The sequence below is a fragment of the Bacillus cereus group sp. BfR-BA-01381 genome, assembly GCF_022663555.1.
Taxonomy (GTDB): Bacteria; Bacillota; Bacilli; order Bacillales; family Bacillaceae_G; genus Bacillus_A; species Bacillus_A pacificus.
This window is the reverse complement of sequence record NZ_JAKUFR010000006.1, coordinates 96,650-106,138: the sequence shown is the minus strand read 5'-3', so window position 1 is coordinate 106,138 and position 9,489 is coordinate 96,650. Positions and strand designations below refer to the sequence as shown.

Genomic DNA, 9,489 nt, shown 5'->3' with positions numbered 1-9,489 from the left:
TTGTATTACACAATCCATACTAATGATTATAAATGTTAAAGGTGGTGCATTGGATTGATAGTTCTTGAAACTGAACGCCTCGTTCTTCGCTGGTTTGATATAAAAGATGCTCCATTTATTCTTAAATTAGTAAACGATCCTGCATGGATTCAGTATATCGGTGATAAAAGGATTAAAAACTTAGAAGATGCAAAAAAATACATCTTAAACGGACCCATCGATATGTATAATAAAATGGGCTTTGGCCTTTACTTAGTAGAACGAAAAGAAGATTTCACTTCACTTGGTATGTGCGGTCTTATTAAAAGGGATTCATTAGAAGATGTTGATATCGGCTTTGCCTTTTTAGAAGAATTCCGTTCAAAAGGATATGGCTACGAGTCAGCCTCTGCTGTAATCGAATACGGTGTACAAAAACTAGGACTGAAACGAATAGTAGCAATTACTACTATTGATAACATCCATTCAGGAAAGCTTTTAGAAAAAGTAGGATTGAAGTTCGAAGAGATCATTTCAGACTCAGGGGAAGATTTAAAATTATTTGGGTATAACGCATATTAAATTGACAGCGTTCTCTTTTAACCTAATCAAAAAATATTTCTTCAATATATGATTAAAATACTCATCTGTTTTTTAACGATATAACAACGCTAACATTTAAATCACAACCCTAATTTTCAGTACTGTATTTATTCTTAAAAACTCTCTATCTTGTTCTTAAATTTGTCAAAACTCTTATGTAGTTACATGAAAAGTTTATGCTAATATGTTACTAAGAAACTATGCGTTCCCTTAACCCTGTATTCGGCCCTGTATTTTTTGCAGGGCCTTTGTTTATTTAATTTACTTATCACGTGCTTATACACATTAAAAGTTATTTCAAATGTAATAAACAATAAATAATAAAATAATTTTAAAATGAAATGTCCAAAAAAGCCTAATCTTTCTACAATACATTGAGAAATTAGGCTTTTTAATAGGAAAATGAAAATTCATAAACAATGAATAATTTACATGTTAGGCTTATCTGTTAAAGCAGAAATAATCCTGTTCACTAAGTCTTCTGGCATCCATTCATGATTTGTATCATTCGTTTCAGTTGGTCCTAAAGAATCAATGAACTTTTTAAACTTTGGAAATAAAACAATAGAAGTGATCCAATGGATCGTATGATTTATAGAGAAAAAATGAAAAACTCCTTGTTTTTCACCCTCCTGTAATATTGCTTTTAACTGTTCAAAACTACCTATAAAATACGGTTTAATCTTTTCTAATCTTGCACTTTCCTTAATAATCTCCTCATAGGCCAATGTGCCAATTTCAGGATTTTCTTTTATATGTGTAGTAAAAACTGTTAAATATTCTCTTAGAGCATTAATAGGATTAAATTGATTCTTCTCAAGAAAATTAGGTAACTCATTTGCAAGCCCATATTTCTTAAACACCTCATAATATAGGTTTTCTTTCCCATTAAAATAGTAAGAAGCCATAGCAACATTGACTTTCGCTTCTTTTGCAATTTCTTGTATGCTCGTACCTTCGTAGCCACGCTCTCCAAATTTTTTCTTAGCAGCCTTCAAAATATTTTCCATCGTCTGCTCTCGAGACTTCCCCATTTTACACACCTCAAATAATATATATTTCACTTCAAAAATCCAATACGGACTTTGAATAGAGTATCTTTTTAATGAAATTTAATTATATATTTAAAGTAGTAACTTAACAACCGATGAAGTCTTGATTACTTTAAACTATTGGCCACACAACGTACATCTCCTAAATCTCTCCTGTCCTATGTCATCATACAAAGAATTCATTTAAAAATGAAATAAAAATAAACACCATACTTAAAACAATATCCCGCTGTGTAGCATGAATAGCTTTCCAATACTTCACACTCTTTTCTAATTGAGTATAAGAATGAACAAACAATAATAAGGACCAGAGTTTATCTGTTTTTACAGATAAACTCTGGTCCTTTCATTACGTTATGCAGATTTAACATAAACCTTTATACTCATATCTTGATGAAATAATTATCCATCAATTGTACTTCGTTTGCTGATTAGATTTGTTTAATCTCAATATAAGGTCCTTTGATGTTTAATTTGTTAATGTCATTTGAGATATTACCTACAGTTGTTTTTTCATTAAACGTGTAGACCTTTTCACCATTTACAAAGATACCCCAATTTTTATCTTCGTAACTGATACCATAACCAGCATTGCTAGATGTCGCTTTGAGTTGGTTTCCATTCATTGAAAAAGATAATTTCCCTTTTCCTTTGTTAAGTTGGTTATTCACATTGTTGATACTACTCATTTGTTCTACAAGGGCTTTTTGGTTATCAAGAGTAACTTGATGGTTTTTCCAGTCTAATTTATAGTTGTTTGTAAAGAACTCATTATATGTATCTTTATTATTTGTTCCCCACCATTTTGAACTTACCCATTCGATATTGTACTGGTCTGAAATTCTACGATTTGTTATTTTTAAATCAGATGTAGATTCTGTTTTATCAGCAGTAATAACTGCTACTACATTAGGAGAAAAACCATATCCTGTTAAAGCAGGTACTGTATCTTTTGAAACAAAATTATTCGTTCCTTCATTATAACTACGTGATTTCATAAATAGTTGATTACCATAGAAAGTATTAAATGAATCACGATTATAAATTCCCCACTCCGGATAATTAAACGATTGGAATCCTACTTTCCAATTCAATTTTTTATCTGTATGAGTCTCTAATACCGTTTTATAGTCTACTTGATCGTAAGATACACTTTCTTTCCAAGCAAAGCTACCTGTAATACTCGCATCGGCATTTGGCCCTTTATCATTTACCCCAACTTTCACACTTCCGCCAAGTGTATATCCTACTTCAGAAGTAACCTTTGCTGAAGTCATTGTATTCACTGGGGCAGCTTTATGAAATTGAGCGCTATCACCACTTGTTATTTCTGCTTCCGTATGATACGCCGATGGCCATTTTAAACCTGCGTTATAGTATCCGCCATTAATTGTATATTTCGCATCTATATTACTACCATCAGTGGTAACAATTGCAATCTTTTTATCTGCGTAAGGATCCTCAATAAAAGAAACCTTTATTGAATTTTTAATATTCTGCTTCATGTCATAAGTAGTTTTAAAACTATTATAGACTTTTCCACCATTTTGAAGATTTTCTACAGTTCCTTTAGAATCTGCAAATGCAGATGTTGCTTGTAAACCAAGTGATCCAGACATAATAACCGACGCTACCGCAACACTTTTAGCTATTCCATTTGCTTTTTTCATACAGACAGCCACTCCTTTTTAAACATTTAAAAGATATAAACGTATTATTTTTAGCTCTCAATACTAAAGATAGATTCATAACGTTACAATGTAGAAATTTATTAATCTTTATGACAATAACTATCAACACTTGTTTTGCTAATTTCTATCTCTTTTTACTGATAACTATTATCAATATTATTAAAACACAGAATAACGATTTAAACAATAATTTTAAATATACATTTAAAATTATTGTTTAAAAAAGTGCAAAAAAATTATAGAATTCTTTATTTCGAGAATTACTATATATTCATTTACCTATTGCAACCTATATTCAGATACATTATTCCCCTTCCATTCATAATAATCTAAAATCCCCTCGTAAATGGCTTCTGCTGCAATCTGTCTTCCATTTTCTGTAGATAACTTACTGTAATCAATACCATTATCTATAAAAGCAAGTTCCGTTAACACAGCTGGCATGTCATTTTCTCTTATAACATGAAGATCTCCATGTTTAACACCTCTATCACGTGTTTGAAGTGCGTCTACTAATCGTTCTTGAATTTTTTCAGCTAAAACACGACTTTCTTCCACATGAGAATTTGTTTTTTCAGATTTAGAAGATTTATAGTAATATGTTTCTGTCCCTTTTGCATTACCGTTAAAAGCATTTGCATGAATGCTTATAAAGATATCACCCTGATTTTGCTTAGCAAACTTAACACGTTCCTGTAAAGAGCTTTTTTGATCATGTCCAGGTCTAGTATCAGATTCACGAGTTAGTAAAACTGTAAATGGAGTATGTTTTTCAAGCAATTGTTGAAGACGTAAAGAAGTATCTAGTACAATCTTACTTTCAGGTAATCCCTTTGTGTTTTTTCCAGGATCTTCGCCGCCATGTCCGGGGTCAATAATAATTGCTTTATTTTCTAAAGGATTACTTTGACTATATTGAAGCATATCTGTTTTTGCGGTTAGTTGTGCAGCTTCAGCACGTGTTATAAATCTATTTGGTTGCCAACCATTATCTGTACCAACTGAAATTTTTAAATCAATTAAGATATTTGCGAACTTTTCACCCCAATGTCCCTTTAAATCTTCAAATTTACTTTGTCCATTGTTAGTGCTTTTATTTTGTAGTTTATATGCATTCACTAGCATAGTAGCCATAGCAGCACGAGTAACTTTTCCAGAAGGGTTAAATATTCCATTTCCTTCACCTTTAATTATTCCTGCCTTTTCAGCTGCGGCAATATAGGGAGTTCCCCAGTGGTTTTGTGAATCTTTAAAAGATGGTTTTGCATTTAAATCAATGTGTATACCAAGAGCCTTTGTCATAATGGTTGCCGCAGAAGCTCTATCTAATGTGTCATTTGAACCAAAAGTTCCATCTGGATAACCATTCAATACTTGCTTATCAACTAAATAAGTAACTGATTTGTCAGCCCATGCAGGAACATCTGGGAATTTATGAGTATCTGCAAAAATACTAGAAGAATAAGATAGTAGACTTCCAGCAAGAATTCCTGTAGCAATTAATTTGTTCTTCAAAATTTAGCACCTCTAAAAATTTATTACAAGTTAGTAAATATATCATTGATAGTTAATCTTTACATAATACTCCTTAGAATAAAGCATAGATTAAGTTGGTATTAACACTATATTACAAATGAATAATTTAAAATCGAACTATTATTCCGAAAAGAATCTTCAGACATACACTTATAGATTGAAACTATTCAATATATTCACCAACATTGTGTAACTAGTATAGTTACTTATATATATGAGTGTCAATTGAAATAACCTTACAGTTTTGTAAGGTAACAAACTTAATAATTTATTAAGTAATTATTAAACAATGTAAATAATTATCTTTTATTTTAAGCACACTCCTTCTAAATTATTATTGATGCCTATTTCCAGCCTTAATGCACATCTTAAAAAGAGCACTTTTGAAAAGTACTCTTTTTACTTTGCACGCCACTGATTCTATTAGAAAACTTTTTACGAATTATGAACCTACAAACCTAGAATTCCTACAATCTGACGAGCCTTAGCATTATCAATATAATAATGCATCTCTAATCCACGTCTTTCTGCACGGAGCACGGTTCCCCTTAATTTTGATAGATGCTGTGAAACAGTGGATTGCGGGAGCCTTAATATTTCTGTCAACTGTGTAACATTACACAGTTTATGATGCATTAATTCATTTACAATTTTTAATCGAACGGGATGTGCCATTACCTTTAATACATCTACATCTTCCTCTCGGATTTTAGCTAGATCTCTATTAGATATTAATGTTGTCATTTCGCATTCCCCTTTATTATTAATTTCTATTTTCCAATTATCCTTATAAGTAGTACTTATAGCTATTTATCATTTGTCCTGTTGAGAAAATATATTCTCGTTCTTAAACAAAAAAAGACATCAATCCTATAAACAGTTTTTACTGTTCCAATGAATTGATGCCCTCTAATTTTTAGCCAAACTATATTTTGTTTTAAAAGGATTATTTTATAACTTTGAATGAGACTTAACATTCTTCGTTGCATAAAAAGTAATACTTTTCTCCCTTACTTAAAGTACAAATTAAAATCTTGATTCCCCTTACACATATTGTAAAATCCAAAAGAAATGTTTCTTCATTTTATCTTATACAGACAGATATATTATGTATTTCTCAACAGCAATAAACGTAGCTAAATCCCCTATAATAGTATCTCTAGCTGGTAACTGTCATACCTTTTTAAAATATCACTGTCTTTAATAACAGATCCTTTTAACTTTCCTCAATTAAAATATGCTTTTTATTTCATTTTCTGTTTAACCTCAATGATATGTAAACCTCTTTTAATCTATTAATCTCCTACTAAACTTCCCCATGTAGAGATAAAGGAGACTTCTCGTTCAAATAATAAATTATGCAATATTACATTTGATAATCATTTTCAATGTAACTATAATGATTACAGGGTCACTTTTAATCCAAATATTCTATGTGGAGGTTTTATTATGTTTAAAAAAATCATTGTATCTTCTATGGCGCTTACTATGTTTGGTGGGGCTGCAACTATGCTAGAAACACCTACCGCTCAAGCGGCTTCTTATAACTCAACATCATCTTCTTACTTTGATGTCACTCCTGAAGAAGCGGCTACTTTTTATCAATCTCAGGACTATAAAAAATTAAAAGCCTTTATGGATGACTTTGAAGCTAGAAATCCTTATGTTCCTGGTGGAGGCTACGCTCAAGGTAGTGTTCGTATGCAAAAATTCAATGATGCTCTTAGAGATGCCAAATTAACAAATGTATACCAAGAATTTATTAGAATTTCGTACTACAATCATTATCCAGAACCAAAATAATCTAAACAAATAAAATGCTTATTACTTTAACTTAGCCTAATTTTAAATGTATAGCCTAAAACTAGAAAAACCACTTATACAAGTGGTTTTTCTAGTTTCTTATGTAATTTAACTGAATTTCAAGTCACCTTCATTTTAAGATTTCTCAAAATCGACATCCTCGTTTTTACTTTTATGTGTAATTCTCATTTCAATATAGTTTCTTTCGAGTAAGTAAAGACTAAATTAACTTATAAAAAAGGCGTTTTAAATTTAATTCATAGATCTTACTGCAACTTGGAATTGTCCCTTAGAACCATCATCATTTGAAACGTAAATACTATACGTTCCAATTGGTAATGGAGATAGAGCATTCCGTACATTTGTAACATTAATTTGTTGTTCTCCAGGTTTTATATAACCACCAACAATTAGCTCCATATTTGGACCTTTTATACTATATCCCATTGTATTTTGACCATTATTTTTCATAAAGAAGCTTAAATTTTCACTCCCACTATATACAAAAGAAGTTATAGCCTCTCCACTATAATCCATTGTTTGAGTTAATAATATGTCTGTAGGAATATGTTCAACAAAATGAATTGTATCATTCATTTTGTTTACTTCTTCAGCATAAGTATTATTTCCTAACACACCAAGTGTTAATGCTGAAATGACTCCACAACTAAGCACTAGTTTATTAAACTTCATTTTAAGTTCCCCCTTGATGTTTGTATTCTATTACCATCATACATTCTTTTGTAAGTGCGTTTTTATGTAATAATTCATATCTTTAAACCTATATATCTTAAATTTACACCTTAATGGTTATTAAGAAACTGACATAGATAAGGCTACAGTATTATGCTTCACAAAAAAGAACATGTAAATTTCAAAGTCTTTTTCCCACAAGAATTCATACAATTAAATACCAAGACACTCAAATAAATAGTGTTTCCATTTCAGATAAAATATACTAATAAAAAATTTTGAAATTTTCACTTTGTAATTTGATATATTCCATGTTAATATAACGAAGGCTACAAAACAGAAGTCACCACATATATCATCTTCACAGAATATTCACAATCAAAAAAATCATTTTTATCAGTAACCCAATCCAAATTTCACCTATACAAAAATCAAATTCTAGTTTTATATATAAATATCTAAGTAGATTTTTTATCTATTATTTCTTCTAACTTCCTTATCAATTTTAATACGAATAATATAATAGTGCTTTTTCAAGTGCTTTTCCTATTTTAGATAGAAAGTCTACTGATACTAAACATCTAGGTTTAACTCATACATAATCCTATATACAAACTATCGGAGATGCAAAACTATGGGAATTTCTACTCTTTTATTAAATACCTTTATAATAATAATTTGTATCCTTAGCTACCATGTATTTTGGTTAGAATTTAAAGAAAAAATAATATGTAATCATATATTGATTTCTATCCTTTCCTCCGTTGCTATTATTTTTTGCATGACGTTTCCTTTTCATTTACATGCTGGATTTATTTATGATTTACGTTTTATTCCTATCATATTAGTTTTTCTATACGGAAATACAAAAAACATTGTTTTTATAGGAATTTTATATCTTTCTTATCGATTTTACTTAGGCGGAAATGGCGTTCTTCCATCATTTATTATCTTTACTATTATTTCTGTTATAACAATGTTCTTTCGTAACGTATTACCTAAGTATGTTAAAGAAAAAAAACTATTATTAAGCTTGCTTCTTATTTTAGTATGTACAACTTCACTTTCTATCTGCGGTTTTGTAACTCAAATAAATACAGGTGGTAAAATAGACTCTACTCTCATAGAATTTTTATTAAATTATATAATCATTAATATTTTCACAGTATTATTATCAGTTTATTTAATAGAGGGAATGATTGAGAAATATAAAATGAAAGAAAAGCTGCAACGGGCTGAAAAATTTTATATAGCTAGCGAACTAGCCGCGTCCATTGCACACGAAATTCATAATCCACTAACCACAGTACATGGATTCACTCAATTGTTAAATGAAAAACATGCCTCTAAGCTACCTCAGAATCAGTACTTAGAAATCATGTTAATTGAAATGCAGCAAATACAATCCACTATTAATAACTATTTATCCTTAACAAAACCACAGAACACCCTAAATGAGAAAATAGATATTAATCATATTTTAAATCAAGTGAAAGACACTATTTCACCACTCGCTCTATCATATAAAGTTGAAATAAAACAAAATAGTACAGATTCCTTTTATATAAATGGAGACCCCGAAAAATTCAGAATCTGTCTAAACAACATCATACAAAACGGAATTGAAGCCATGATAAATGGTGGCGTATTACAAATAAATATACAGAAAATAAAAGGGAATATTATAATCGATATTATTGATTCAGGGATTGGAATGTCCTCTCAACAAATAAAACGAATTGCTTTGCCATTCTATTCAACAACAGAAAAAGGGACTGGACTTGGCACTATGATTGCTTATAGCATTATTAAAGAATTAAACGGAGATAGAGAGTGAATTAGGTAAAGGAACACGTTTTTCTATTAGTATCCCCTGCTAATATGACGGAATTATTTAAATGATAAAATTTTCACTACTTAACTTATTAAATAAATTTAAAAAATCCCGCTACTCGACTCATTAGTCATCTTGATTTCGCGAATGAATTAAAAGTAATAAGGACCAAAGTTTATCTATTTTTACGGATAAACTTTGGTCCTTTAATTAAATCAAACATACTTGAATTTTATTACTTTGCTCACATCTCTATGAAATAATAATTTATAGATTGTACCTCATTTACTGATTAGAT

At 30.0% G+C, this 9,489-nt stretch carries 7 protein-coding genes and 1 pseudogene; 3 read left to right on the top strand and 5 right to left on the bottom strand.

Annotated features, from left to right (window positions below):
* Positions 1–54: 54 nt before the first annotated feature.
* Complete coding sequence (locus MR079_RS03760; RefSeq protein ID WP_000636229.1) at positions 55–561, top strand: GNAT family N-acetyltransferase; 507 nt, start codon at positions 55–57, stop codon at positions 559–561.
* Positions 562–1,010: 449 nt separating this feature from the next.
* Here MR079_RS03760 and hlyIIR read toward each other — a convergent pair whose 3' ends face one another.
* The 4 genes from hlyIIR to MR079_RS03740 all read right to left on the bottom strand — a co-directional run bounded on the left by hlyIIR (position 1,011) and on the right by MR079_RS03740 (position 5,605).
* Positions 1,011–1,616, bottom strand: a complete 606-nt coding sequence (hlyIIR, locus tag MR079_RS03755) for a hemolysin II regulator HlyIIR (protein ID WP_000520492.1) — start codon at positions 1,614–1,616, stop codon at positions 1,011–1,013.
* A gap of 449 nt (positions 1,617–2,065) precedes the next feature.
* Positions 2,066–3,304: a hemolysin II HlyII gene (gene hlyII, locus MR079_RS03750; RefSeq protein ID WP_000710127.1), complete on the bottom strand. Its 1,239-nt coding sequence runs from the start codon at positions 3,302–3,304 to the stop codon at positions 2,066–2,068.
* A gap of 300 nt (positions 3,305–3,604) precedes the next feature.
* Entirely contained in the window at positions 3,605–4,840 is a 1,236-nt protein-coding gene (locus MR079_RS03745) for an N-acetylmuramoyl-L-alanine amidase (protein WP_000791593.1), read from the bottom strand.
* A 471-nt stretch (positions 4,841–5,311) separates the two neighbouring features.
* Entirely contained in the window at positions 5,312–5,605 is a 294-nt protein-coding gene (locus MR079_RS03740; protein ID WP_000209271.1) for an ArsR/SmtB family transcription factor, read from the bottom strand.
* 705 nt (positions 5,606–6,310) lie between these two features.
* Between MR079_RS03740 and MR079_RS03735 the strand changes: the two genes are divergently transcribed.
* Positions 6,311–6,664, top strand: coding sequence for a hypothetical protein (locus MR079_RS03735; protein WP_000473489.1), 354 nt, complete (start codon positions 6,311–6,313; stop codon positions 6,662–6,664).
* 252 nt (positions 6,665–6,916) lie between these two features.
* Here the strand turns inward: MR079_RS03735 and MR079_RS03730 are convergent, their stop codons facing one another.
* The gene (locus MR079_RS03730; RefSeq protein ID WP_000671236.1) at positions 6,917–7,357 is read right to left on the bottom strand and encodes a hypothetical protein; all 441 of its coding nucleotides are present in this window, start codon (positions 7,355–7,357) and stop codon (positions 6,917–6,919) included.
* Positions 7,358–7,991: 634 nt separating this feature from the next.
* Between MR079_RS03730 and MR079_RS03725 the strand changes: the two are divergent.
* A pseudogene (locus MR079_RS03725) lies at positions 7,992–9,237 on the top strand (ATP-binding protein).
* Positions 9,238–9,489 lie beyond the last annotated feature (252 nt).

Excerpts from the sequence above, each read along its gene's own strand:
- MR079_RS03730 (WP_000671236.1), bottom strand. The coding sequence starts at position 7,357 with ATGAAGTTTAATAAACTAGTGCTTAGTTGTGGAGTCATTTCAGCATTA.
- MR079_RS03740 (WP_000209271.1), bottom strand. The coding sequence starts at position 5,605 with ATGACAACATTAATATCTAATAGAGATCTAGCTAAAATCCGAGAGGAA.
- hlyIIR (WP_000520492.1), bottom strand. The coding sequence starts at position 1,616 with ATGGGGAAGTCTCGAGAGCAGACGATGGAAAATATTTTGAAGGCTGCT.
- MR079_RS03735 (WP_000473489.1), top strand. The coding sequence starts at position 6,311 with ATGTTTAAAAAAATCATTGTATCTTCTATGGCGCTTACTATGTTTGGT.
- hlyII (WP_000710127.1), bottom strand. The coding sequence starts at position 3,304 with ATGAAAAAAGCAAATGGAATAGCTAAAAGTGTTGCGGTAGCGTCGGTT.